General features: G+C 64.1%; 24 protein-coding genes. 15 read left to right on the top strand and 9 right to left on the bottom strand.

Features of this window, described 5'->3' with window-relative positions:
• Positions 1-9 precede the first annotated feature (9 nt).
• Positions 10-1,215 carry a ubiquinol oxidase subunit II gene (gene cyoA / locus ENE74_RS03820; RefSeq protein ID WP_127689279.1) on the bottom strand — a complete coding sequence of 402 codons (1,206 nt, stop codon included), beginning with the start codon at positions 1,213-1,215 and terminating at the stop codon, positions 10-12.
• A gap of 156 nt (positions 1,216-1,371) precedes the next feature.
• Between cyoA and ENE74_RS03815 the strand changes: the two genes are divergently transcribed.
• Entirely contained in the window at positions 1,372-2,721 is a 1,350-nt protein-coding gene (locus ENE74_RS03815; RefSeq protein WP_127689278.1) for an MFS transporter, read from the top strand.
• On the opposite strand, the gene ENE74_RS03810 is transcribed toward ENE74_RS03815, so the two are convergent.
• The 3 genes from ENE74_RS03810 to ENE74_RS03800 all read right to left on the bottom strand — a co-directional run bounded on the left by ENE74_RS03810 (position 2,718) and on the right by ENE74_RS03800 (position 5,636).
• Positions 2,718-3,077 (bottom strand): thiol-disulfide oxidoreductase DCC family protein, encoded by a 360-nt coding sequence (locus tag ENE74_RS03810; protein ID WP_127689277.1) that lies wholly within the window; start codon positions 3,075-3,077, stop codon positions 2,718-2,720. The two genes, ENE74_RS03815 and ENE74_RS03810, sit on opposite strands and share 4 nt — an antisense overlap.
• A 61-nt stretch (positions 3,078-3,138) precedes the next feature.
• Positions 3,139-3,813, bottom strand: coding sequence for a spermidine synthase family protein (locus tag ENE74_RS03805; RefSeq protein ID WP_206517631.1), 675 nt, complete (start codon positions 3,811-3,813; stop codon positions 3,139-3,141).
• A gap of 242 nt (positions 3,814-4,055) precedes the next feature.
• Positions 4,056-5,636, bottom strand: a complete 1,581-nt coding sequence (locus ENE74_RS03800; RefSeq protein WP_164847365.1) for an Ig-like domain-containing protein — start codon at positions 5,634-5,636, stop codon at positions 4,056-4,058.
• Between the two features lie 542 nt (positions 5,637-6,178).
• Here ENE74_RS03800 and ENE74_RS03795 point away from each other — a divergent pair.
• The gene (locus ENE74_RS03795; RefSeq protein WP_127689274.1) at positions 6,179-6,970 is read left to right on the top strand and encodes a PhzF family phenazine biosynthesis protein; all 792 of its coding nucleotides are present in this window, start codon (positions 6,179-6,181) and stop codon (positions 6,968-6,970) included.
• 76 nt (positions 6,971-7,046) lie between these two features.
• Positions 7,047-7,559 carry a YdeI/OmpD-associated family protein gene (locus tag ENE74_RS03790; RefSeq protein WP_164847364.1) on the top strand — a complete coding sequence of 171 codons (513 nt, stop codon included), beginning with the start codon at positions 7,047-7,049 and terminating at the stop codon, positions 7,557-7,559.
• 35 nt (positions 7,560-7,594) lie between these two features.
• Here the strand turns inward: ENE74_RS03790 and ENE74_RS03785 are convergent, their stop codons facing one another.
• Positions 7,595-8,710, bottom strand: coding sequence for a serine hydrolase domain-containing protein (locus ENE74_RS03785; protein WP_241241807.1), 1,116 nt, complete (start codon positions 8,708-8,710; stop codon positions 7,595-7,597).
• Positions 8,711-8,748: 38 nt separating this feature from the next.
• On the opposite strand from ENE74_RS03785, the gene ENE74_RS03780 reads away from it, so the two are divergent.
• Positions 8,749-9,060 (top strand): hypothetical protein, encoded by a 312-nt coding sequence (locus ENE74_RS03780; RefSeq protein WP_127689271.1) that lies wholly within the window; start codon positions 8,749-8,751, stop codon positions 9,058-9,060.
• A 132-nt stretch (positions 9,061-9,192) separates the two neighbouring features.
• On the opposite strand, the gene mnmA is transcribed toward ENE74_RS03780, so the two are convergent.
• Complete coding sequence (gene mnmA / locus ENE74_RS03770; protein ID WP_127689269.1) at positions 9,193-10,299, bottom strand: tRNA 2-thiouridine(34) synthase MnmA; 1,107 nt, start codon at positions 10,297-10,299, stop codon at positions 9,193-9,195.
• Positions 10,300-10,436: 137 nt separating this feature from the next.
• Here mnmA and ENE74_RS03765 point away from each other — a divergent pair, with 137 nt between their 5' ends.
• The 7 genes from ENE74_RS03765 (at position 10,437) to ENE74_RS03735 (ending at position 18,418) form a co-directional block, all read left to right on the top strand.
• The gene (locus ENE74_RS03765; protein ID WP_241241806.1) at positions 10,437-10,736 is read left to right on the top strand and encodes a hypothetical protein; all 300 of its coding nucleotides are present in this window, start codon (positions 10,437-10,439) and stop codon (positions 10,734-10,736) included.
• A gap of 121 nt (positions 10,737-10,857) precedes the next feature.
• Positions 10,858-11,157, top strand: a complete 300-nt coding sequence (gene sciP, locus ENE74_RS03760) for a CtrA inhibitor SciP (protein ID WP_127689268.1) — start codon at positions 10,858-10,860, stop codon at positions 11,155-11,157.
• A 220-nt stretch (positions 11,158-11,377) separates the two neighbouring features.
• Positions 11,378-11,635, top strand: a complete 258-nt coding sequence (locus ENE74_RS03755; RefSeq protein WP_127689267.1) for a GlsB/YeaQ/YmgE family stress response membrane protein — start codon at positions 11,378-11,380, stop codon at positions 11,633-11,635.
• Between the two features lie 325 nt (positions 11,636-11,960).
• Positions 11,961-13,157, top strand: coding sequence for an efflux RND transporter periplasmic adaptor subunit (locus ENE74_RS03750; RefSeq protein WP_127689266.1), 1,197 nt, complete (start codon positions 11,961-11,963; stop codon positions 13,155-13,157).
• Positions 13,158-13,211: 54 nt separating this feature from the next.
• Positions 13,212-16,433: an efflux RND transporter permease subunit gene (locus ENE74_RS03745; RefSeq protein WP_127689265.1), complete on the top strand. Its 3,222-nt coding sequence runs from the start codon at positions 13,212-13,214 to the stop codon at positions 16,431-16,433.
• A 69-nt stretch (positions 16,434-16,502) separates the two neighbouring features.
• Positions 16,503-17,777: a DUF445 domain-containing protein gene (locus ENE74_RS03740; RefSeq protein ID WP_127689264.1), complete on the top strand. Its 1,275-nt coding sequence runs from the start codon at positions 16,503-16,505 to the stop codon at positions 17,775-17,777.
• Between the two features lie 197 nt (positions 17,778-17,974).
• Positions 17,975-18,418 (top strand): response regulator, encoded by a 444-nt coding sequence (locus tag ENE74_RS03735; protein ID WP_127689263.1) that lies wholly within the window; start codon positions 17,975-17,977, stop codon positions 18,416-18,418.
• Here ENE74_RS03735 and ENE74_RS03730 read toward each other — a convergent pair.
• Positions 18,363-19,886 carry a PAS domain-containing protein gene (locus tag ENE74_RS03730; RefSeq protein ID WP_127689559.1) on the bottom strand — a complete coding sequence of 508 codons (1,524 nt, stop codon included), beginning with the start codon at positions 19,884-19,886 and terminating at the stop codon, positions 18,363-18,365. The genes ENE74_RS03735 and ENE74_RS03730 overlap by 56 nt on opposite strands.
• Positions 19,887-19,893: 7 nt before the next feature.
• Complete coding sequence (gene murA / locus ENE74_RS03725) at positions 19,894-21,177, bottom strand: UDP-N-acetylglucosamine 1-carboxyvinyltransferase (protein ID WP_127689262.1); 1,284 nt, start codon at positions 21,175-21,177, stop codon at positions 19,894-19,896.
• A gap of 206 nt (positions 21,178-21,383) precedes the next feature.
• On the opposite strand from murA, the gene ENE74_RS03720 reads away from it, so the two are divergent.
• Entirely contained in the window at positions 21,384-22,118 is a 735-nt protein-coding gene (locus ENE74_RS03720) for a Crp/Fnr family transcriptional regulator (RefSeq protein WP_127689261.1), read from the top strand.
• Between the two features lie 30 nt (positions 22,119-22,148).
• On the opposite strand, the gene ENE74_RS03715 is transcribed toward ENE74_RS03720, so the two are convergent.
• Entirely contained in the window at positions 22,149-22,715 is a 567-nt protein-coding gene (locus tag ENE74_RS03715) for an HNH endonuclease (RefSeq protein ID WP_127689260.1), read from the bottom strand.
• A 104-nt stretch (positions 22,716-22,819) separates the two neighbouring features.
• Between ENE74_RS03715 and gluQRS the strand changes: the two genes are divergently transcribed.
• From gluQRS to ENE74_RS03700, 3 genes are read left to right on the top strand one after another with little or no spacing between them, the layout of a single operon-like run.
• Complete coding sequence (gene gluQRS / locus ENE74_RS03710; protein WP_127689259.1) at positions 22,820-23,698, top strand: tRNA glutamyl-Q(34) synthetase GluQRS; 879 nt, start codon at positions 22,820-22,822, stop codon at positions 23,696-23,698.
• A 9-nt stretch (positions 23,699-23,707) separates the two neighbouring features.
• Positions 23,708-23,944 (top strand): twin transmembrane helix small protein, encoded by a 237-nt coding sequence (locus tag ENE74_RS03705; protein ID WP_127689258.1) that lies wholly within the window; start codon positions 23,708-23,710, stop codon positions 23,942-23,944.
• 12 nt (positions 23,945-23,956) lie between these two features.
• Positions 23,957-24,526, top strand: a complete 570-nt coding sequence (locus ENE74_RS03700; RefSeq protein ID WP_127689257.1) for a cob(I)yrinic acid a,c-diamide adenosyltransferase — start codon at positions 23,957-23,959, stop codon at positions 24,524-24,526.
• Positions 24,527-24,543: the final 17 nt, after the last annotated feature.

Raw genomic sequence — 24,543 nt, 5'->3', positions numbered from 1 at the left:
GAAGCGGCCTTACAAAATGGCAGGTGCGTCGAGCGACGCTATGGATGGGGTGCGGCCCGGCTGCGGCAGGCCCGCGCCGATAAGCCCGCCCGGATCGGGCAGCGGTACCGGGCGGTCGTGCCTGAGCGCCAGCATCGCCTTTGCGTCGCCCGGTGAACAGAGCGCGCCGACATAGGCGGCATTGCTCCCCAGCACCGCCGCGCCCGATGATCCGCGCCGGGCATATTTGTCGTAGGAAAGCGCCCGTACATTGTGGACCGCCGCCATGCCGAGGCCACCCTTGGCGTCGATCTGCATCATGTCATGCATGCACATCTTGCCCGGCTCGACGCACATGTTGAGCGCCGCGTCATATAGGCCCGGTTCGACGCGCGCGAACCGCTGCACCGGCACATTTTCGCTTGGGCGTTCGAGCTTCAGATAGGCGGCGCGATCGAGTGCGCCGCCCTTCGTCCGCGCATTCTGAACCCATGCGCCGAAATCTGCGTCCGACAGGCCGTGAAAGCGGAAGCGCATGCCCGAAAAGCCGGCACCGCTATAGTTGGCAGAAAAGCCGACATAATTGCCCGGCTTGTTGATGACAGCGTGCAGCTTCGTCTCCATGCCCGGCATGGCATAGATCTGGCCTGCCAGCGCCGGAATGTAGAAGGAGTTCATGACCGACGACGATGTGATGCGGAAGCGGATGGGCCGATCGACCGGCGCGGCCAACTCATTGACGGTGGCGATCCCATATTCGGGATAGAAGAACAGCCATTTCCAGTCGAGCGCCACGACCTGCACTTCGAGCGGCTGTGCTTGGGCCTGTTTGGACAGGGCCTGCCCCGCCGAGACGCGGCCGAGCGGGCGATAGGGATCAAGCAGATGCGTGCTCACCCATGTCAGTGCGCCGAGGCAGATGATGATGAGCAGCGGCGCAGCCCAGATGATCAGTTCGAGCTGCGTCGAATGGTCCCAGTCCGGCTCGTAGCGCGCGGCCTTGTTCGCCGCGCGATACCGCCAGGCGAACAGCACGGTCAACGCCATGACCGGCACGATGATGAGCAGCATCAGCCCGGTCGAGATCAGCACCAGATCGCGCTGCTGCGCGGCGACATCGCCCGCGGGATCGAGCACAACGGCATTGCACGCGCCCAGCAGCATTAGCACGGGGAGAGCGACGAGGCTGCGCAGCGCCCCGGGGCGCGGCCGCAAATGGGAGCATGGCATAAGCATGGCAGCCTCCTACGCCCGGGCCGACGGGACTGACATTGGACATTTTGTCCAATCCTGCCCACAACGCGCATGTGGCAAAGGCAGTTTCAGCACGATAATGAACCGCACTGACACTTGCCGCTTTTGCGCAGGTCCAGTCTGAAGTGAGCATAGCATATGACCGCCGGAGTCGCGCCATCCAAAAGCGCCACGCGCGCATCGGGAAACTCCACGGAGCTGGAGCGGGACGCCCGCGTCATCAACGACGGCAGCATCGCGCCCGGTGAGATAGCGATCGGCGTGGTGATCGGGCGCACATCGGAGTTTTTCGATTTCTTCGTCTATGCGATCGCTTCGGTGCTGGTCTTTCCCGCGCTGGTCTTTCCCTATGTCGATCGGCTGACCGGCACTTATTATTCGTTCGCGATCTTCGCGCTCGCCTTTATTGCGCGGCCGGTCGGCACGCTCATCTTCATGTGGGTCGATCGCACATATGGGCGCGGTGTGAAGCTGACGATCGCGCTGTTCCTGCTGGGCGGATCGACGGCCGCCGTCGCTTTCCTGCCAAGCTATGCCGTGTTCGGCGTCGGTTCGGCGCTGCTGCTCGCGCTGTTTCGCCTGGGCCAGGGCGTCGCGCTGGGCGGCGCGTGGGACGGGCTGGCCTCGCTCCTCGCGCTCAACGCGCCGGAGGGCAAGCGCGGCTGGTATGCGATGATCCCGCAACTGGGCGCGCCGCTCGGCCTGATCGTCGCCAGCGCGCTGTTCGCGTTTCTGGTCAGCGCCCTTTCGGCGGCGGATTTTCTCGATTGGGGCTGGCGCTATCCCTTCTTCGTCGCCTTTGCGATCAATGTCGTGGCGCTGTTCGCGCGGCTGCGGATCGTCTCGACGCCCGATTATGCGGAACTGTATGAAAGCCGGGAGCTGCAACCTTCGCCGGTGCTCGAAACGGTGCGGACGCAGGGGCGCAACATCGTGATCGGGGCCTTCGCGCCGCTGGCCAGCTTCGCGCTGTTCCACATGGTGACCGTGTTTCCGCTGTCCTACATCTTTCTGTACACCCGGGAAAATCCGGCCCGCTTTCTGATGATCGAAATCATCGGCGCGGCGGTGGGCGTGCTGGCGGTGATCGCTTCGGGCATGATCGCCGATCGCGTCGGGCGGCGCTATCTGCTGGGCGCCACGGCGGCGGCGATCGCGATGTTCAGCGGCTTTGCGCCGCAGCTTCTGAACGGCGGCGACATTGGCGAGATCATCTTCATGGTCGGCGGCTTCATCCTGCTCGGTCTGGCGTTCGGCCAGTCGTCCGGCGCGGTCAATTCCAATTTTCCGAGCAGCCACCGCTATACCGGCGCGGCGCTGACGTCCGACCTCGCCTGGCTGTTCGGTGCCGGTTTCGCGCCGCTGGCCGCGCTGTGGCTGGCAAGCAGCTTCGGTATCCTGGCGGCGGGCGGCTATCTGCTCTCGGGCGCGCTGGCGACGCTGGTGGCACTCGCCATCAACAAGGAACTGGCACGCAAGATCAGTTAGTCCAGCCGACCGGCGAACCGCTGGAGGCGCGGGCGTAGGATCAGGAAGGCGCGGTAGAGCCGCTCCAGCAGCGCCAGCGCCAGCGGGTTGCGTGCCAGCAGGCCGAGCGGGCGCAGTAGCGGAATGGCGCGCCACATGGCGGCAAAGGCCGCCGCGCCGGACAACATTACGCCATCTTCCCGCGCATGGAAGCGGGCGAGCAGCGCCGCGCGATCCACCGGGCACGCCGCATCATCGCCATCGCCTGCGACATCGACGAAGGCGATCCGCCCGCGCCGGTCAAGCCGTCGCATCAGCGCGATTTCGCGACGGCACAGCGGGCATCCGCCATCATACCAGACAGTCAGCTGTGTCATGCCAATTGATATGGGGTGCGGCCTGCGCCAGTGCCATGGCGGCCGGATGCTGATTGCGGTGCTAAGGCTTTCTCGCCAGCCAGATCATATGGTGCGCCCCCTTGCGCCCGCCGGTCGCGCGGACCTTGACCGGATCGACGGCAAAGCCCGCGCGCGACAGCCTGTCCGTAAAGGCGGGATCGTCATAAGCGGACCAGATCGCGAGCATGCCGCCGGGGCGCAGCGCCGCCCGCGCCGCGCGCAGCCCCGCCGCGCCATAAAGCCAATCGTTCGCAAGATGGATGAGGCCGTCCGGGCCGTTGTCGACATCGAGGAGAATGGCATCATAGCCCGTCGCCGACCCGCCCTGCGCCGCCGCCAGCAGGCTGTCCCGCACATCTTCGAGGCGCACCGACAGCCGCGGATCGGAGAGGCTGTCGTGGAACAGATGGGCCAGCGGACCCTGCGCCCATTCCAGAATCTTCGGCACCAGCTCGGCAACGACGATGTGTGCCGTGCGATTGAGCAGCGCCTGCGCCGCCCGCAGCGTGAAGCCCATGCCAAGGCCGCCGATCAGCACACGCGCGCCGCTGCGATCCTTCAGCGGGGCGCAACTCAGGCTCGCGAGCGCCTCTTCCGATCCCTTCAGGCGGCTGCTCATCAACTCGTTGCGGCCGAACAGGATGAAATGATCGTTCCCGCGCCGCATCAGCCGCAACGTACCCCCGTCAGGGAGATCGGCGGTATCGAGAAGCATCAGGGGTATCACGCAGCGGGCGTCCGGTCGGTCAGAGGGCGCGGGGGGATCGGGCACGGCCCCGCAGACGGCATGTCGGTACACGCAAACGAGGGGAAGCGCGAATGCCTATTTGCACGGGAGAGTGGCGAAAGGGCGCCGAGCGTCTTTGTTATGGCAAGGCCGTCAAAACCCTTGCGCATGTCTGTCGTGCCGCAGGCAAGGAATACGTCCGCGCCGACCCGACCGGAGACAAGTTACCCTCAGACGACTGGTGCATCACCTGTGTAGAAGTCGCTGCGGGCGAGAGTGGCATTGAAGATGATCGATCCATCGTCGAATTGCCCGTCCCCATCCGTATCAAAGGTCACAAACGTTTTACCGTAGCGACTAACCAATGCGAACGCCCCGCCGATTGCCGAAATATCGACCACTTCGCCCGCTTGCCAATCCTTCACGAGATCGCCGTCTGCGCTGGTGAATACGAAACGATCGATGCCGCCGCCGCCGGCGATCACGTCCGCGCCAGTACCCCCGTCGAGTATATCATCGCCCGCATCGCCGAATAGATAGTCGACGCCCCCCGCGCCGAACAGCAGGTCGTTGCCCGTCCCGCCCTTGATCTGATTGCTGCCGGAATCGCCGCGAAGCACATCGTCGACGCGGGAGCCATGGATATTCTCGATCCCTCCAATTCTGTCCCGGCCAGCAGCCCCCGTGTCCTGCTCCCCCAGCAAGGCGAGGTCGATGCGGACGCCGCCGGTGCGGTAGGTCGAATAGTCCACCCAGTCCTCACCCGCGCCGCCGCGGATTACATCATTGCCCTCGCCCCCGAAGATGCGATCGTCACCCGCGCCGCCGTCGATCACATCGTCGCCGCTCGTATCCTTCAGTTGGTCGTCAGCGGATGTGCCCGAGATGGTCGCGTCTTCCTCTGCCGGAGTGACCGTCAGCGTCACTGTGGCGATCTCGCTCTCGTCCAAGCCGTCGCTGGCGCGGTAGGTGAAACTGTCTGTACCGGAAAAACCTGCGTTCGGCGTGTAGGTGAAGCTGCCGTCCGCCGCGAATTCCAGTGTCCCGTTTGCGACGCCGCTCACCAGAATGGCCTGTAGCCCGTCGTCCTCCAGATCGCCGTCGTTCTCCAGCACCGAGCCGCTGAAGACCGTATCTGCGTCAAGCTCGTAGAAGTCGTCACCCGCATTGGGTGCGTCATTCACCGGCTGAATGTTGATGATGGCACTGTATTCGTCGCTGGCGAGATTACCGTCGGTCACTCGGAAGTTGAAGAAGACGTCTTCGCTATACTCCTGAAACGGCCGGAAGCTGAAGCTGCCGTCCGGGTTGAGGAACAGGTCTCCAAAGCCGGCGTCCTGCGTGAGGATGACGCTGAGCGCGTCACCGTCCGGATCGCTCGCGCCGTCCAGCACGCCCGGGCCGGAAACGACGAGCACGCCGCCTTCCTGCATGAAGAATTCGAAGAAATCCTGTCCGGTGGGCGCACCATTGTCGGGTTCGGGTGGCCCGCCCACCTCTATGCTCACAGTCGCCGTGTCCGCCGTCCCGTCTGTATAGACGATGGTGTAGGCGAACGAGGCCTGGCCGGAAAAGCCTGGTGCAGGTGTGAAGAAGACGTTGTTCGTATTCGCGTCGAGGACTGCTGTGCCGCCCACCGCATCCTGCACCGACGTTATGTTGCCGACACCCCCAGCAGGATCAATGTCGTTGGCGATCAGCACGTTGCGCGGCAGCACGAACCGAGTCTCAAACGTCGTGAAAAACGGCCCATCGTCGCCAGCAAGGGATAATTCGGCGGCTGCTGTTGGCAATACATCTAGGCTGGTCATCGACGCCTCCCGCGTTACGCCACGGCATATCGACGAGTCGCGCGGCTCTGCAATGCGGAAGCATATAGCAAAGTCAGGCATGCGTCCTTGGAACAAACGGCCGTCCTGCGGCCACATTCATCAGCTGGCACTGTCAGACCTATAGCGCGCCTGCCAGCCATCCCTCGATTTGGGGTGCACCGCGTCAACTGGGGTCAAGTTGTCGTTGGACTGACACCATAGCCACTTTGGCACAAGACTGGGCACTGCACCGTGCGCATCGGGTGCAATCGGCACAGCGGTTTTCTGGCGTTCGCCGGAATGGTCGCATGCGGCCGTGCCTTTCAATGCAAAATCTGCGCTTTCGCGACGGGCCTTCGCCACCGGCATCGGCGGTGCCTTGCGCATGTTTGCGGAGCAGGCCGACGGACAGGCTTGATCCCGGGTCAGCGGTCCGCCGGGCGGGGGCAAAGCCAGTGCGTTGCGACTGGACCTTTGCACGCTGCCATCGGCATGCCAGAGCCGGGCGCATCTTGCCCTGACATGTCTTGAGGATCGCCATCATGCGCCCGTTGCCCTTCACGCAGGTCGATGCCTTTGCCGACCGGCCTTTCACCGGGAATCCGGCGGCGGTCATGCCGCTGGATTGCTGGTTGCCGGACGCGACGTTGCAGGCGATTGCGGCGGAGAATAATCTTGCCGAAACCGCCTTCACCGTACCGGATGCCACGGGCACCGCGGACTACGAACTGCGCTGGTTCACGCCCCTGGTCGAAGTCGCCTTGTGCGGCCATGCCACGCTCGCGAGCGGTCATGTCCTGATCGGCGATCGGGACGCCGTGCGCTTCGCCACCCGCAAGGCCGGTGTGTTGGAGGTGCGGCGGGATGGGAAAGGCTATGCGCTCGATCTGCCAGCTTGGGCAATGCAGCCGAAAGCCTTGCCCGACATCGTGGCGGGCGTCGGCGGCGCGCCGGTGGAGACATGGTGGCGCGAAGGCGGCTACAGCCTGCTCGTCTATGCGAGTGCCGAAGAGGTGCTGGCGCTGTCCCCCGATTTCCATCGCCTGCGTGCCATCGATCCGGGCGATATCCTCTACATCGCCACTGCGCCGGGCCACGATACGGATGTGGTAAGCCGCGTGTTCGCGCCGGGCGCCGGGATCGACGAAGATCCGGTCACCGGCTCGGCCCACGCCCTGCTGACACCTTATTGGGCACAGCGCCTAGGCAGTGACCGCTTTACGGCCTTTCAGGCAAGCGCGCGCGGCGGCCACCTCACCTGCCGCCTTGAGGGCGACCGCGCGGTGCTGGGTGGCCAGTGCGTGACGGTGATCGAGGGGATATTCCGCATATAGGCGCGCGCGGATTGCAACCGGTCGATCGAGGCGATACGCTCCTCAAGCATCCGCCATGCGCCTGACAGGTGCCGCAATGGACTATTTTCCCTTCGCGTTTACCGGACTGGTCGAACACCATGATCTCGGCACCTATCGCTACACGGTGCTGTGGCTGCCGGACGAGATTGCCGGGCAATTGCCCTTAGCCGAACATCCCCGTTTGCGGATCAGCGGTGAACTGAACGATCAGCCGTGTACCGGCGCCTGGCAACCTTCGCGGGGGCGCTGGTATCTGATGCTCGGCAAACCGCTTCTCAAAGCGACGGGCCTGTCCGTCGACTGTTTCGCCACCCTGCGGTTCCGGGTCGAACCGCAGGATGAGGTGGATATGCCGCCGCTTCTGGCACAAGCGCTGGAAGGAAACCGGGCGGCGGCCGAACGCTGGGCGATGCTGACGCCGGGCAAGCAGCGGGCGATCTGCCACCATGTCCTCTCGGCCAAGACCGGCGCGACGGTGGCGCGCCGCATCGCGCAGGCCGTGCTCTGGCTGGAGACGCAGGAAACCGATCTGCGCCAATTGCCGAAAATGAAGACGGACGATGGCTGAAAAGCTCTGTTTCCGGCTCCCCATGGCGACGTGATCTACCCCGGAAACAGCTCCACCAGCCGCCCCAGCGCCTTGCGCAGCGGCACGCGCTGTTCGCTGTCGGATACGCCCAGCCGCACGATCGTGAGGCGCTGGCGCGGCGACACGAGGATATATTGCCCGTTGTGACCGACGCAGCCGAACAGGCTTTTCGGCCCGATCCCCTGAAACAGTGCGCTGTTTTCGCTGTCCCGGTTCAGCCAGATATGCCCGCCATAGGCCGGTTCCCGCTCGCTCGGGCTGGTCATGAAATCCACCCAGCGCTGCGACAATATCTGCCGTCCGTTTGCGCGGCCCCTGGTGCGCAGGAACTCGCCGAACTTTGCATAATCCCGCGCGGTCATGTGCATGATGCTGCCGCCGATCATCGTCCCGCGCGCATCGAACTCGGGCGTCAGGCTGCCGAGGCCCACCGGCTGCTTCAGCCGTCCTTCAATGAACTGCATCATCGCGGCGCGGCGGGTTTCGGGATCGCTGCTATCCGTCAGCATTCGGGTGAGGATATCGCTCAGGATCACGCTGGTGGCGCTGGAATAATTGAATCGCGCGCCCGGATGTTCCGCCAGAGGCTTGGCCTCCGCATAGCCTGCCATATCCCCCGCGCCGTCGGTGAACAGCATCCGCGCGGTATCGGTCGCGGCAATCGCGCCGCCTGCATCCTCGGCGCTTTCGGCATGGGCAAGGCCGGAGGACATGGTGAGCAACTGCCGCAGGGTGATCGCCCCGCGTGGATCGCCCGCCTGGTTCCAGGCAGGCACCGGCGCCGGCGAATCCAGCGCCAGGCGCCCGTCGGACACCATCAATCCGATCAGTACGGCCGTGATGGTCTTGGCCATCGACCAGCTAAGCTGTTTGGTATCCGGCCCGAATTGGGGCGCGTAGCGTTCCGCGACGATCTTGCCATCGTGCAGCACCAGAAGCGCGCGGGTGTCGCCCATGTCGTCCGCATCGAAAATCGCGTCGATCGCGCCGCGCAGCGCCGCTTCCGATACCGCCGAATCGGCTTCGACCATGTAGAGCGGCGCAGACTGCCCCGCGCCCGGCACGGCGGAAGCCAGCAGCAGCAGCGGGACAAGCGAGAGGCTTGCACGGATCGCGGTTTTGGTCTTCATGGCCGCGCTCATAGCATGGCAATGCGGAAAGGGGAGGCATGTCTCACGCTCGTCGCTGGCGCATCGGCGCGCTGGTCCTGATCGTCGCGCTGGCCGCCACGGTGGCCTGGAACTGGCGCGCATGGCAGGGGCAGGCGGCGGTCGGCGCGGCCTATGGCGCGCGGATGACCTGCTCCTGCCGTTATGTCGAAGGGCGCAGTATGGAAAGTTGCGCAGACGATACCGAACCGGGCATGGAAATCGTGTCGATCAGTGACGCGCCGCAGGACAAGGCCGTAACGGGTCATGTCCCTCTGATGGCGAAGCGCACGGCGCGCTGGCGCAAGGGGTTCGGATGTATTTTGGAGTAACAAAAGCAAAAAAAGCCCCTCCCCTGCAGGGGAGGGGTTGGGGTGGGGCTGTCGGTTGTCGCCTGCATTGTGGGTGATCGCTTACATGCCCCACCCCCGGCCCCTCCCCTGAAGGGGAGGGGAGGCGTCAGCCTAAACCCCCTCCAGCACCGCCGCTTGGGTCGCATCGATCCAGCCCCCGCCCAGTACCCGATCACCGTCATACAATACCGCCGCCTGGCCGGGCGCGACGCCCAGTTCCGGCGTATCGAAGACCAGCCGGTTGCCATCCAGCCGGGCGGGCACCGGTCGTGCCATGGACCTGACCTTGGCGGTCAACGGCCCGGTGAAGTCGCCGCCAAGCCAGTTGATGTCGCCAAGAGATGCGGATGCGACCGCCAGCGCGGCCTTCGGCCCCACGATCACGGCGCGGCGTTCCGGGTCGAGCCGGATGACATAGAGCGGCGAGGGCTGTCCGCCGATGTCCAGCCCTTTCCGCTGCCCCACCGTATAGTGAATAAGGCCGCGATGCATGCCGAGCGGCGTGCCGTCGACATGGAGGATCGGGCCGCTTGCGTCGGCATCGGGCCGCACGCTGCGCACGATCTTCGCATAATCGCCATCGGGTACGAAGCAGATATCCTGGCTGTCGGGCTTCAGCGCCACCGCAAGACCCAGGTCTTGCGCCAGCGCGCGCACCTGCGGCTTGGGCATGCCACCCAGCGGAAAGCGCAGATAGTCAAGCTGCGCCGCCGTGGTGGCGAACAGGAAATAGCTCTGGTCCCGCGCGGGATCGAGCGCGCGGTGCAGTTCCGCCCCCTGCGGCCCCATCACCCGGCGGACATAATGGCCGGTGGCGAGGCAATCGGCACCCAGATCGCGGGCCAGCGCGAACAGATCGGTAAACTTCACGCCCATATTGCACTTCACGCAGGGGATCGGCGTACGACCGGCCATATATTCGTCTGCGAAATCGGCGATCACCGATTCGCGGAACCGGCTTTCGTAATCGAACACATAATGGGCGATGCCAAGGCGGTCGGCGACGGCGCGCGCATCACGAATATCCTGCCCGGCGCAGCAGCTTCCGGCCCGCCCGGTCGCGGCGCCATGGTCATAGAGTTGCAGCGTTACGCCGATCGTTTCCGCGCCCGTGCGCGCGGCGAGCGCGGCCACGACGCTGGAATCGACCCCGCCGGACATGGCGACGACGATGCGCCGCGCCGAAAGCGGCGCCTCAAGTTGGAAGTCAATGGGCATGATCGCTCGCCCATAGCCCGTATTCCGGGGCGTTTCCACCCCGACCGCGCCACGCTTAACCGGCCCTTCATTCCGGCTAACAGGATGTGACTGCCTGATTTACCGCCCCTTATCCTTTGCTGGCTAAGACGGTCGGCATGGATCTGAGTTTTTCCAGGATGCTGGCCCTCAAGGCTTCCGGTGCATTGCCGCCGGAATCGGTGTGGATGGCGGACTTGCCGGTCCTGCTTGCGGCTTCGGCCGCGCAGCAGGCGGCCAGCCCGACAGCCCAGAAGATGGCATCCTTCCTGCGGGGGCAGGCCGGGAAGGACGATCGGGTCGATGTGCTGGCCGCGATGTTCGGGGTCGGCGCAAACCGTGGCGCGATCGACGCCACATGCCTCGCGGGCAGTTTCAATCCCGTGATCGCGCGGCAGCACAATGTGGCGCGAGAGTAGTGAATATGGCGTTTACCTTGGCGCTTTAGCCGATGTTCAGCGCTGTGATGCACAGTCAAGGCCATGCCCGAAAGGCAGCAATGCCCGAAGGCTTGACCCCGATGCCGTTATTGAGGTGAGAATGTTCGAGAACCAGAAAATCCGCCCCGCCCAGGTCGTCGGGCCACTAGGGGAACCGCTGACCCTCGACAGCCTGCCGCCGGCTGGCACGACACGCTGGGTCGTGCGCCGCAAGGCGGAAGTGGTCGCCGCGGTGAACGGCGGGCTGATGACCGTCGACGAGGCGTGCCAGCGGTATGCGCTCACCCTTGAAGAATTCGCAAGCTGGCAGCGCGCTGTCGACCGGTCGGGCATGCCCGGCCTGCGGGTCACGCGCATCCAGCATTACAAGTCGCTTTACGAGCGCCAGCAGAAATATTGACGGGCTTCCTGGAGAGGAACCGGCGTCCTCAAGAGGATGCATCGCGAAGGCCGCCTGCTCCCCATCGCAGGCGGCCTTTTGCGTTTCTGCGGGACAGGCGATGGCGGCAATAGATCGCCGATCGCAATAAACTTCGCACCGACATGGAACAGGCGAGGCCTTGCGCCGTTTACAGTGCCGTACACCGGGCAGGGGGATGCTTGGACGGAGGAGACATTTCATGACGCTTATTCTTTGGCTCATCATCGGCGGCGTGATCGGCTGGCTTGCCAGCATCGTGATGCGCACCGACGCCCAGCAGGGCATTTTTCTCAATATCGTCGTCGGCATCGTCGGCGCGTTTCTGGCGGGCCTGTTCCTGAGCGGCGGCACCATCAACAACAGCGACTTCAGCCTGTCGTCGCTGCTTGCCTCGTTTGTCGGCGCCGTCGTGCTGCTCGCGATCGTCAACCTCGTCCGTCGCGGCCGGGTGCGCTGAATCACCGCAACACCATCAATCTGAACATCGAAAAGGCCCGCAGCGATGCGGGCCTTTTTGTATTTCTGTGCTTTCCCGGCAAACGATTGTGGCGGGGACGCACGCTACCGTCCAAATTGGCTGCGCTTGACGGCGCCGTCGGGTAGAAACTATTGCAAATCAGCCGTTCCGGGCGCATTGCTGCCGCGGGTCGCGCCAGATTATGCTGTGCGCCATGCCCCCTGTTTTTCAGGCTTGAGCATGGTGATATATTCATATAATACAGTTGGGGACATCGGGGGAGCGGATCGGGTCATCGGTCCACCGCGCATCAGAGTGGACGGGCATGAATTACGAGACACAGTTCGCGAGCGATATCGGCATGATGCCTTTGCAGGATGAGGAAGCGCGCGGGCGCAAGCGTCGGCGCATCGTCATCGGCGGCGTGGTTGCAGCCACAGTGCTGGTCGTGGCGGCGCTCGCCCTGGGCAACAGGAACGGCGCCGCAGGGGACGATGCCGCAGCCGGCGCACAGGTGAGCGCGCCGGTCGTCACCGTGATCAGCCCTGGCCAGTCCAATGTCGCCAGTACCGTCACGGCGACCGGATCGCTCAACGCGCGTGTCGACATGCCCGTCGGCGTCGTGGGCGAAGGTGGCCAGGTGACGCGTGTGCTCGTGCAGCCGGGAGACTGGGTGCGCGCAGGCCAGGTGCTCGCCGTCGTCGAACGATCGGTCCAGTCCGAACAGGCCAAGGCCCTTGCCGCGCAGATCGGCGTGGCGCGTGCCGATGCCAAGCTTGCAAAGGCCCAGCTCGATCGCGCGCGCCAGCTCGTTGGTCGCGGTTTCATTTCGCAGGCTGATATCGACCAGCGCGAAGCGACGCTGGCGGCCGCCAATTCCCGTGTGGCCGTGGCCGAGGCGCAGCTTGCCGAGCAGCGCGCGCGCAACGGGCGGCTCGATCTGCGCGCCCCGGCCGCCGGTCTTGTTCTTACCCGTGCGGTGGAGCCGGGTCAGGTCGTCGGTGCGTCCAGCGGCGTTCTTTTCCGCATTGCGAAGGATGGCGAGATGGAATTGCGCGCCTTGCTGAGCGAGGCGGATCTGGCGAAGGTGCGTGTCGGTGTGCCGGCAACCGTGACGCCGGTCGGCGGCGCGCAGGGTGTCGAAGGACGCGTCTGGCAAGTGGCGCCCGTGATCGACCCCGTCAGCCGTCAGGGCATAGCACGCGTTGCTCTCCCTTATGCCTCCGCCATCCGGCCGGGTGGCTTTGCTGCTGTCAACATCGTGACCGGCACCGGGTCGGCGCCGCTGCTGCCCGAATCGGCCGTGCTGAGCGATAACGGCGGCAATTATGTCTTCGTGGTCAACGCAAAAGACGTGGTCGAGCGCCGCAAGGTGCGCGTCGGTCAGGTGTCGAGCACGGGCGTTGCCATTACATCGGGACTGAGCGGGCAGGAGCGGGTGGTCGCATCGGCCGGTGCCTTCCTCAATCCGGGCCAGAAAGTGAAGCCCGAATTGCAGAAGCTTGCCCCGACCGGCGCCTGACAATCGAATGAAGCGCGCAGGCGCAACAGCGCGGCGCGAAATGAGGCTGAACAGATGAGCTTTCGCAATATATCGGCCTGGGCCATCCGCAATCCGGTGTCGCCGATCGTCATGTTCGTGGCGTTGCTGCTGGCGGGCATCGTCAGCTTCATGCGCATGGACGTGAACAATTTCCCGGATATCAGCTTTCCGGCCGTCAACGTTACCGTGTCTCAGCCTGGTGCGGCACCGTCCGAACTGGAAACACAGGTCACGCAGCGGATCGAGGCGGCGGTCCGGTCGATCAGCGGCGTCGACGAAATCACGTCGATCGCAAACGAAGGGCAATCGAGCACTTTCGTTCAGTTCAACATCGGCACGCCCATCGACCGCGCCGTTGCCGACGTCAAGAATGCGGTGGATCAGGTCCGCGGCGATCTGCCCGACGGCATTCTGGAGCCTCAGGTCACGCGGGTCGATGCCGAAGGCGGGCCGATCGCCTATTTCAGCGCCGAAACCACCGACATGACGCTGGAGGAATTGAGCTGGTATGTCGACAACACGGTGGCGAAGCGGTTGCTCGGCATTCAGGGCATGGCCTCGGTACGGCGGAGCGGCGGCGTCAGCCGCGAAATCCGCGTCATACTCGATCCCGCGCGGATGCAGGCGCACGGGATTACCGCATCGCAGGTGAACCAGCAGCTGCGGCAGGTCAATCTCAACGCTGCCGGTGGCCGCGCCGAAATCGCCGGGGCCGAACAGTCCGTGCGCGTCCTGGGCAATGCGGCAGATGCTTATGCCCTGGGCCAGACGCAGATAGCGATTGCCGGCGGGCAGACCGTCAAGCTCGCCGACATTGCCGATGTGCGCGACATGTACGCGGAACAACGGTCGATCGGCCTGATGAACGGCCGTCAGGTCACGAGCTTCAGCATCGAAAAGGCCAAGGGCTCATCGGACGTCACGGTCTATGACGAAAGCCAGAAAGTCCTTGCGGAGTTGGCGAAGGCCAATCCCAAGGTGAAGTTCAAGCAGCTTTTCACCAGCGTCGATTACACCAAGGCGCAATATCATTCCGCGATCGCGGCGATGATCGAAGGCGCGTTGCTGGCCGTCGTCATCGTGTTCCTGTTCCTGCGGGACTGGCGCGCCACGCTGATTTCGGCGCTGGCCATTCCCTTGTCCGCGATACCCGCCTTCTGGTTCATGGAGATGATGGGTTTCACCCTCAACTTCATCTCGCTGCTGGCACTCAGCCTCGTGGCCGGTGTGCTGGTGGACGATGCGATCGTGGAGATCGAGAACATCGTCCGCCACATGCGCATGGGCAAATCCGCGTATCAGGCATCGATCGACGCGGCGGACGAAATCGGCCTCGCCGTGCTGGCAACGACCATGGCGATCGTTGCGGTGTTCCTGCCGGTCGCGCTGATGCCGGGTATTTCGGGGCAGTTCTTCATTCAGTTCGGCATGACGGTGGTCGTCTCGGTGCTGCTCAGCCTTGCCGTCGCCCGTCTCATCACGCCGATGGTCGCGGCTTACTTCCTCAAGGCCCATGGCGAAGCGACCCACGGCGAAGGCTGGATGATGGATCGCTATATGAGTGTCCTGCGCTGGTCGCTCGATCAGCGTGCGGCCGACCGCGTGCGCGCGTGGGACAAATGGCAGGCGAAGCTCGACACTGCTCGCACTGGCCTGTCGCGCGCGTGGATCAGGCTCCAGCGGCGCAGCCGCGCCATGCTCGTCGATCATCGCGTCTGGACGGTTGGCATCGGCTTTCTCGCCTTCGTGCTGACCATTGTCGCCTTTGCGACGCTGCCCATGGCATTCCAGCCGACGACCAACAATGACTCCAGCCAGGTCAAGATCGAAATGGTCCCCGGCAGTACGCTGGAACAGACGCGCCGCGTGACGCAGCGCGTCACCGATCTGCTGTCGGCCGATACCAAGGTGGTCGATGCGGCCTTTGCCGATATCGAGCCGACCAAGGCCGATATTTTCCTGACCCTGCGCAAGGATCGGCCGGTCACGTCGGTGGAATGGGAACGGTCGATCGCCCCCAAGTTCCGGGATATTGCCGACGCGCGAGTCAATTTCCAGTCGCAATCGGGCGGTGGTTTCGGCCGCGACGTGATCCTGATGTTCGGCAGCGACAATCCCGCGCTGCTTGAGAAGACCGCCAATCAACTGGTCAGTGAAATGGCCGGCCTCAAGGAATTGCGCGATCCGCGGGTGCAGGGCGACATGCAGCGGCCTGAAATCATCATCAAGCCGCGCATGGATCTTGCCGCGAGCATGGGCGTCACGACTTCCGCGCTCAGCCAGACGATCCGTATCGCCACCTTGGGCGACATCGATCAGAACAGCGCGAAGTTCTCGCTCAGCGATCGCCAGATCCCGATCCGCGTCTCTCTGGCGGAGGGATCGCGCAGAGACCTCTCGACCATCGAAAATCTCCCGGTCCCGACGGCCAATGGTGGCTCGGTGCCGCTCAACGTCGTGGCTGATATCGAGTTTGGCGCAGGCCCCACCCAGATTCGCCGCTACAATCAGATCCGCCGGATCGTTGTTGGGGCCGATTACGCACCGGGTGTCGTCACCAGCGACGCGATGAAACTCATCAATGCGCTGCCGACGATGAAAAAGCTGCCCGACGGCGTTCAGAAGCTCAATGTGGGCGATGCCAAGTGGCAGGCCGAAATGATCCAGAACTTCATCGTCGCCGTGCTCTCCGGCATTCTGCTGGTCTTTGCCGTGCTGGTGCTGCTGTACAAGCGGATCATGCCGCCGTTCGTGAACATGGGGTCGCTGCTCCTCGCGCCGCTGGGCGGCCTCCTTGCGCTGCATGTCGCCGGACAGCCGGTGTCCATGCCCGTGTTCATCGGCCTGCTTATGCTGCTTGGTATCGTCGCCAAGAACTCGATTCTGGTCGTCGATTTCGCGCTTGAGGAAATCTACAAGGGCGTGCCGAAATATGATGCGATCATGGATGCCGGGCACAAGCGCGCGCAGCCGATCGTGATGACCACGGTGGCGATGGTCGCGGGCATGGTGCCAACGGCGCTTTCGCTGACGGGCGATGGCGCGTGGCGCCAGCCGATGGGGATCACCGTTATCGGCGGGCTGATCCTCTCGACGGTACTGACGCTGGTTATCGTCCCTGCAACGTTCAGCCTTGCGGTCGGCCTGGAATCCTGGCTCGGGCCGCGGCTTACCCGGGGCCTGCTGACCTATACGCCGGGCGACAAGACGGCGGACGAGGCGCGCGGCGACGGGTCCGTTCAACCCGCCGAGTGACGGACCGCTTGGTCCTCCCTCCGCATTTTGTTGCCTGAACGAAACGGCGCGCAAGGCGTTGGGCCAGTCATGAAGCTGTTTCGTCTCGATCCGCCCGCCGCCGCCATCACCTCGGCCGCCGCCCATGGCACGCGCCGCATGCGCATTCTGGCAACGGGCATGCTGGTCGCGATGGCGGCGCTTTTCGTGCTTGCGCGATCCCTGGCGCATCACCATCCCGCGATCGGTTATGTGCAGGCCTTTGCCGAGGCGGCCATGGTCGGCGGCCTGGCGGACTGGTTCGCCGTAACCGCACTGTTCCGCCACCCGCTGGGCCTTCCCATTCCGCACACCGCCATCATTCCGCGCAACAAGGACCGGATCGGCGATACGCTGGCGGCGTTCCTGCGCGACAATTTCCTGACCTCCGCCGTCGTTGCCCGGCGCATGCGGCGTGTTGACGTGGCATCGGCGGCCGGTCGTTTCCTGAGCCAGCCTTCGGATGGTGACGGACGGTTGCGACAGGGGGCATCGCGCCTGGCGGCGAATCTGCTGGAGGCGCTCGATCAGGAACGGCTGGGCGGCATGGTGAAGGGCGCCATTGTCCAGCGGCTGCGCGGCCTGAACCTGGGGCCGCTCTTGGGCCAGGCACTGGACGCGGCCATGCATGACGGTCGCCACGCGCCGGTGCTGGACAGCATGATCGGATGGGCGGGGCGGACGCTGGAAGCGAACGACCATTTGATCCGCGACATGGTCCATGCGCGCGCGGGCAAGCTGTTGCGCTGGACGGGACTTGACGAGAATGTCGCCAATGCGATCATAACCGGGCTGCAGAAGCTGCTTGCCGACATGGCCGAGGAGGCCGACCATCCCTTGCGCATCAAGGCCGAGGAGGCGCTGCGCAATCTGGCCGCTGACCTCCAGTTCGATCCCGAAATGCAGGCGCGTGTCGCGTTGATCCGTGACGAGATCGTCGATAATCCCGCGATGCAGGCCTGGATCAACGGCTTGTGGGAGCAGGGCCGTGCCAGCCTGCTGCGTGCCGCTCGCGACCCCTCGGGCGCAATGGCCGGCCGGTTCGGCGAGGCACTGCGTCAGCTTGGCGGCACCTTGCAGGACGACCCGCAAATCCGCGCGGTGCTGAATCGTCTTGCGCGGCGCAGCGTCGTGGGCGCGACCGCGGCCTATGGTGACAGCATCGTGAAGCTGGTCAGTGAAACCGTGCGCGGCTGGGATGCGGTCACGGTGACCAGTCGCCTGGAAAATGCGGTGGGTCGCGACCTTCAGTATATCCGCGTCAACGGCACGTTGGTCGGCGGGTTGGTTGGCCTCGCGCTGCACGCTGTCGACATGCTCCTGTAGAGCGTCTGCCTACCGAACCGGCGACGGTCGGCTAAATGGGTGGAACCCAAGGACGTTTTGCGCATTATCCGGGATGTCTCCGTGCGCCTGCTGGATAGCGATAACCAGCGGGTAACGGCTGTTGGCTTTTGGAAAGGAGTTTCGGGCTTGATCCGGCGCAAAGGGATCGGTTACCGACATGCGATGGTAGGAATGGGATGGCACAGCGCGTTCTGATTGTTGAGGACGAGATTTTCGTCGCTCTGGAGATCGAGGACATCGTGACTTCGGCCGGATTTGCGGTGAGCGCGATTGCCGCCGATCGTGCTGCCGCCTTGTCCGCTGCGCCGGAGAGCGATATCGCGCTGGTCGATCTCAACTTGCGCGATGGCCCGACCGGTCCGCTGATCGGCCAGACGCTGGCACGCGACTTCGGCATCAAGGTCATTTACGTGACGGCCAACCCCAGCCAGATTGGCCCTGCCGCCGAGGCTGCACTGGGCGTCATCACCAAACCGTTTCGTAGCGCCACGATCGAAACCGCGCTGGCGATCGTCAGCGCCGCCAATGACGATCTCGCGATCGACTTGTCGGCGGTGTCCGGCTTCATCCCGTTTCGGCAGGGTCCCGGCGCATCGCGCGGGTCGGAATCCGCAGGCTGACGACAAGCCCCTCCGGCCGCCAGTCGCGTTCAATCCGGCCGCCCAGTTGACGTTCAACGCTCAGGGCAATGAGCCGCGTTCCAAAGCCGCCTGTCGAAGGCGAAGCCACGCTCGGTCCGCCCTCTTCGCGCCATTCCATGACGCTCGTTTCGCCCTCTGCGGCGATCGTGACATGGACCTTGCCTTGCGCATTCGAGAGCGCCCCATATTTCGCCGCGTTGGTTGCAAGTTCATGGAACAGCAACGCCAGCGGCGTTGCGGAACGGTCGTCGATCACCTGGTCCGCGCCATGAATGATAATCCGGTTCTGGGCCGCAGACTGATAGGGCGCGAAAAGCTGGCCCAGCACGCCGATCAGGCTGTTCTGCCCCTGTTCGGAAGCCGACCCCAGGCTGTGCGGCCTTACATAGTCATGTGCCCGCCCCAGCGCATTCACGCGATCGCGCAACTCCTCCGCGATTCCCGCCAGCGCGGGATGCTGCCTTGCGGAAAGGCCGATCAGGCCGTTGATGACCGAGAAGATGTTCTTGATGCGATGCGACAGCTCGTGCGCGATCATCTCGCGCTCTTCCATCTCCTGCTTGCGGGCGTGGATGTCGGTACAGGTGCCGAACCACCGGGTAATACGCCCTTTCGCGTCGCGCATGGGCAGCGCCCGGCCCAGCACCCAGCGATAATCGCCGCTGTGATGCCGCAAGCGATATTCGATTTCGTAGGGATCACCTGTCGCCAGCGAATGGCGCCAGCGTTCCCAGGCAATCGGCTGATCGTCGGGATGAAACATGCCGTTCCATTCCTCGCCATCCGTTGAGCCTTCGGGCATGCCGGTAAAGGCGTACCAGCGCGCATTGTAATAATCGTGATAGCCGTCGGGCAACGTCGACCAGACCATTTGCGGCATCGCATCGGCCAGAATGCGGAACCGCTCCTCGCTTTCCGCCAGCGCCCGCGCACGGCTTTTCGCATCCTTGCGCTGAATCCTGTCCGCTCGCCTGTTTTCGAGGAACGTCGAAACCTGCTGCGCCAGCAGGATCAAACCCTCTTCCTGAATGGCCGTCAGGCCCTCACGCGGCTGACTGTCAATCACGCACAGGGCGCCGAGGGGAATGCCATCGCTGCTTTTCAGAGGCGCACCTGCATAGAAGCGGATGAACGGCGGACCGGTGACCAGACCGTTTTCGGCGAAGCGCGGGTCCTCGTGCGTATCCGGTACAGTGAACAACTGCTCGCCCAGCATCGCATGGGCGCAAAAGGACAGGTGCCGCGGGGTCTCGCTTGCCTCCAGCCCCACGCGCGCCAGAAAGCGTTGCCGGTCATCCTCCACAATGCTGACGATCGCGGTGGGCACCGCGCACAGCCGACTGGCGAAGCGGGTAATGTCATCGAGCGCCTCGAACCCTGCGGCATCAAGGTCGTAATGCGCCAGCAGCGCGGCCCGATCCGTCTGCACGCCACCCTCGGGCGACATGGTCTCGTCAGCCATCGCTGATGCGTTCGATGTCGGCCCCGACTGCGGACAGCTTTTCTTCCAGCCGCTCATAACCGCGATCAAGATGATAGACCCGGCTCACCAGCGTTTCGCCTTCTGCGGCCAGGCCCGCCAGAATAAGGCTCATGGAGGCGCGCAAATCCGTTGCCATCACGGGCGCGCCGGTCAGCCGTTCGACGCCGCGCACAATGGCGGTCCGTCCGTTCACGCTGATATCCGCCCCCATGCGCGCCAGTTCAGGCACATGCATGTAGCGGTTCTCGAATATCGTTTCGGTCAGTACGCTGGCACCCTGCGCCAACGTCAGCATGGCCATGAACTGGGCTTGCATGTCCGTCGGAAAAGCCGGGAACGGCGCCGTCGATAATGTAAGCGGACGTAGCGGGCCGTCGGCGGCGATGCGAATGCCGTCGCGCAATGCCTCGACATGCACCCCCGCCTCGCGCAGCGCCGCCAATATGGCCTGCATATCGGCCGGATTGGCGCCGATCAGATCGAGGCTGCCGCCAGTGATCGCCGCGGCGCAGGCATAGCTGCCCGCCTCGATCCGGTCGGGCATCACGCTGTAGGTCGCGCCGTGCAGCCGCTTTTTGCCATGCACCGTCAGCGTGCCGCCGCCGATTCCCTCGATCTCCGCGCCCATCGCCGTCAGCAATTTGCACAGATCGACAATTTCCGGCTCGCGCGCGGCATTTTCCAGGGTGCAGCTGCCATTCGCCAGAACCGCAGCCATCAACGCATTCTCGGTGGCGCCGACCGACACGACGGGAAAGCTGAATGTGCCGCCCGGCAGGCCGCCATCGGGCGCGCTGGCACGGACATAGCCAGCCGCGATTTCGATCGTCGCGCCGAAGGCTTCCAGCGCCTTGAGATGCAGATCGATCGGGCGATTGCCGATTGCGCAGCCGCCCGGCAGCGACACCGTCGCCTCGCCTGCGCGCGCCAGCAACGGGCCGAGCACCAGGATGGAGGCACGCATTTTCCGCACGATGTCATAAGGCGCCTCGGTGGAGGTAACGCGGCCTGCACGCAGGGTCATCACGCGGCCGAAATCTTCAGGCCGCGCGCCCTCGATCATCGTCGATACGCCAAGCTGGTTGAGCAGATGGCCGAAACTGTCGACGTCCGCCAGCCGAGGCAGGTTGCGCAGCGTTACCGGCTCGTCTGTCAGTAGCGCGCACGGCAACAGGGTGAGCGCCGCATTTTTGGCACCGGAAATAGGCAGGCGACCCTGAAGGCGCGCCCCGCCGCGAATATGTATCTGATCCATCCCTTCGCTTCATAAGCGTAATTACGGGCCATGCAACATGGCGTGCGCCGACAAAAAGGGCATTTTTTTGAGTCATCGCAAACTGTTGGTGTCAAAAGCAAAAATTGCGGTCTGATGGTTAATCGAAGTTAGTGCGCGCGTCGCAAATGCAGCCAAAAGCGACTTCAGGCGTTCTGCCATCGTAACAACCGGAACTAGAAGGTGTAATTGTGACGGGAAGTTGTTTTGCCGAACGTCTGGAGAAACATATTCCGCTTAACGAGGCGGAACGTCGCGCGCTTGCACGTCTTGAAGAGACGCAGCGCAAGGTAAAGCGTGGCGCCGTTATTCAGCGTGCCAACGATATAGTGTCGGAACTCTTCGTGCTGCGTCATGGCCGGGTGATGAGCTATGTCATTCTGCCCGATGGCAGTCGTCAAATCCTGCGGGTTTACTTCCCCGGCGACTTCATCGGATCGGCCAGCACCATCTACAGCAAGGCACCCGAGACCCTGGTGGCGCTGGCAGATTCCGTAGTGTGCCCTTTCGACAAGAAGGGGCTGCGCGTCCTGCTGGAGGAATATCCGCGCGTAGCCGCGCTGATGTTCGTCCTGTCGCAGGCCGAACGGGTCGCCCTGACGGATCGTCTCGCATCGCTCGGCCGTACGTCGGCAAAGGCGCGTGTCGCTGCGTTCCTGCTCGACATCATCCACCGGCTGCGGGTGATGGACGATGATATCACCGACACCTTCGACCTCAAGCTCACGCAGGAGGAGATCGGCGACGCCATCGGCCTGACGTCCGTTCACGTCAACCGGATGGTCCGCCAGATGGAAGCAGAAGGGCTGATCCGCCGGTCCAACGGGTCAATTACGCTGCTCAACGAAAAGAAGCTGGCAGAAATCGGCCATTATACGGACCGCTATACGGAGCTGAACCTTGACTGGCTGCCTGCCGCCTGACGGTTGCGCGACCACGGCCCGAAGTGCCGTTCAGGCGAGCAACTCGATATCCCAGTACAGCCAGTCGTGCCAGCTTTCATGCAGATAGCCCGGCGGAAAGGCGCGGCCATGCTCCTGCAATTGCCAGGTTGTCGGCCGGATCGGCTGGACATGCAGGCGCATGCCCGCCTCGCGCGGTGTGCGCCCGCCTTTCTTGAGGTTGCACGGTGAACAGGCCGTGGCGACATTTTCCCAGGTCGTTCGCCCGCCCGCCCGGCGCGGGACCACATGATCGAACGTCAGGTCATGCGGAGACCCGCAATATTGGCACGAGAACTTGTCGCGCAGGAACAGGTTGAAGCGGGTGAACGCGGGATGTTCGGAAGGGCGCACATATTGTTTGAGCGCAATCACCGAAGGGATTTTCATCTGGAAACTGGGGGAATGGACTTCGCGCTCATAGCTGGCGACGATGTCGACCCGTTCCAGGAATACGGCCTTGATCGCCGTCTGCCAGGGCCACAGGCTCAGCGGATAGTAACTGAGCGGCGTGTAATCAGCGTTCAGGACCAGCGCCGGGCAATTTTCCGGATGCCGTATCAGGTCGGGATGGTACATAGAAGAACTCTATCCCCCAATGGGCCTTACCACTGTCACGCCAATCGCCGATTAGCGTGACAGTGCCATGACAGCATTACCACCATGGCCCGTCAAGAGTCTGTATGAACCCGTCCGCCCTGCCACAGCATATTGTGACGCGCTTTGCGCCCAGTCCGACGGGGCGTCTGCATGTCGGGCACGGCTGGTCCGCGCTGATGGCGCATGATCTGGCGCGAACGCATGGTGGACGGTTTCTCCTGCGGATCGAGGATATCGACGGTGCGCGCAGCCGCGCGGAGCATGTCGAGGGCATCATCGCGGATCTGCGCTGGCTGGGTATTGACTGGGACGAACCGGTGGTGCGTCAGTCGGACCGGCTCGACGCTTATGCCGACGGCCTAGCGCGTCTGAAAGATATGGGCCTGGTCTATCCCTGCTTCTGCTCCCGCGCTGACATTGCCGCCAGCGCAAGCGCGCCGCATGGTTCCGCAGGGCCACTGTATCCGGGCACCTGTCGTACGTTGCGCGATAGCGAGCGGGTCGCGCGGATGGCCCGTGAAGCGCACGCCTGGCGAATGGACATGGCGCGCGCCGTGCGGCTGGCCGGACCGCTGGAATGGCAGGATGCCGACCGCGGGACGGTGGTGGCCGATCCGCTGGCGGCGGGCGATGTCGTGCTGGCGCGCAAGGATGCGCCGACCAGCTATCACCTCGCCGCGACGCTGGACGATGCGGCCATGGGGATCACCTTCGTTCTACGGGGGGATGATCTGCGCGGCGCGACGGACATCCATCGCCTGCTGCAGGCGCTGCTCGGGCTGCCGAGCCCGGTCTATCGTCATCACCCCCTGCTGGTCGCGGCGGACGGCAGGCGGCTGGCCAAGCGGGACGGTGGTCTGCAACTCGCGCAGTTGCGCGCCGACGGCGTCGATCCGGCACGGCTGCGCGCCGATTTGCGGCTAGGCATGTTCCCGCTTGGAATCCGGCCCGACGGTCCCTAGATTGTTGCGATGAACACATTCATCATTCTCCTCATCATCGCAGCGGCGATCGCGACAGTCGTCATGCTCGTGCGCGGTATCGTGGCTTTTCTGCGCACGACGGAGGAAGAATTGAAATCGGGCAATGTCGGCCCAAGTGCTTCCAGCCTGAAACAGAACAAGGCGATGTTCGCGCGCATCGGCTTTCAGGCCGTCGCCGTGCTGCTGGTCGCGCTGCTGATGCTGATGAATGGCGGCAGCCAGTAGGCCGCGCCTCCGGTGGTAAAGCTCAACCGCATCTACACGCGTACCGGCGATCTTGGCACCACGGGGCTTGTGGATGGATCGCGCGTTCCCAAACATGATGCCCGGCTTGCGGCGATGGGCGACGTCGACGAAGCAAACAGCGCGATCGGTGTCGCGATTGCCCTTATGGGCGCAACAGCCGCCGCCGATGCCTTGCGCGTGATCCAGAACGACCTGTTCGATCTGGGGGCGGACCTGGCGACGCCTGGCGACGATTTCACCCCCGGCCCGATGGCCCTGCGCATCGTCGCCACCCAGACCGAGCGGCTGGAGAATGAGATTGATGCGATGAACGCGCGTCTCGCGCCGCTGGACAGTTTCATCCTGCCGGGCGGATCGCATGCCGCCGCCGCCGTGCACCTTGCGCGGGCGATCGTGCGCCGCGCCGAGCGCAGCGCCACGTTAGCGGCGCAGGATATGGCCCTGAACCCGCTGGCGCTCATGTACATCAATCGCCTGTCCGATTATCTCTTCGTGCTGGCGCGCTGCCTCAACGATGATGGTGTCGCCGACATCAAATGGGTGCCCGGCGCATCGCGCTGAATGTTGCGTTGCCGACA

It is taken from the genome of Sphingobium algorifonticola (assembly GCF_004005485.1).
GTDB lineage: Bacteria > Pseudomonadota > Alphaproteobacteria > Sphingomonadales > Sphingomonadaceae > Sphingobium > Sphingobium algorifonticola.
Note: the sequence above shows the minus strand (reverse complement) of the source record. Positions and strands in the feature narration are given on the sequence as shown.